Source organism: Dysgonomonas sp. 521 (assembly GCF_010501055.1).
Taxonomy (GTDB): domain Bacteria; phylum Bacteroidota; class Bacteroidia; order Bacteroidales; family Dysgonomonadaceae; genus Dysgonomonas.
On the sequence record NZ_QVMO01000234.1, the window covers coordinates 1 to 893 of the forward strand.

Genomic DNA, 893 nt, shown 5'->3' on the forward strand with positions numbered 1-893 from the left:
AACATTTTAATTCAATAGATTATGAGTAAAGAATTAGTTGAAATGACTGCTGAAGAAATGGCTGAATATGAAGCCTTCAGGCAGGACAAAGCAAAGAAGGCAGAAGCTGCCAGGATTAAACAGGAACGTGAAACCTACAAAGAAATGAAGGATGCTACCATCAGGACAAACTTCGAATTGTTATGCCAGATATCGGAAGGGATAATGATGGCAAAAAAAACAGTTTTCGGGAATATGGAAACACTTATTGACATGAAGGACGAACTGTATAAAACCAAATCAGACCGCCAATCAGATACCTTCAGCACTGAAGATGGTGAAATTAGCATCAAGCTGGGTAACCGTATCAATGAAGGCTGGGCTGATACTGTTGATATAGGTATTCAGAAAGTAAAAGACCACCTGAAAACGCTGGCTAAAGATGAGAATAGTGCAAACCTGGTTGAAACCGTGATGAACCTGTTGGCCAAAGATCGCAAAGGTAACCTGAAGGCCAATAAAGTGCTGGAGCTTGAGCGTCTGGCAGTAAAATCGGGTGATGAAAACTTTATTGATGGTATCAACATCATCAAAGAGGCTTACAGGCCTGCGCCTTCCTGCCAGTTTATAGAGGTACGTTTTAAGGACGATGAGGGCAAGGAACGCAGTTTGCCATTGTCAATGAGTGCAATAGATAACAGTTAACAGTCAACAGTTAGCAGTTAATAATGAAAGGAGGTCGTTAAACCCAAAAAGAAATAATAGAAAACTAATCCTAAACGGTTCACGGCCTGGTTCGATTCCAGGCATAGGAACAATCAACCAATCATATTAACAATTAACATTATGGCTCAAAGAGAAATTTTCAACATTAAGAGCATCAAAGAAAAGAAGTACCACAGGATGGATATTTC

General features: G+C 39.8%; 1 protein-coding gene. It reads left to right on the plus strand.

Annotation, left to right across the window (positions count from 1 at the left end):
• The first annotated feature begins 21 nt into the window (after positions 1-21).
• Positions 22-684: a DUF3164 family protein gene (locus tag D0T84_RS22340; protein ID WP_163310113.1), complete on the plus strand. Its 663-nt coding sequence runs from the start codon at positions 22-24 to the stop codon at positions 682-684.
• Positions 685-893: the final 209 nt, after the last annotated feature.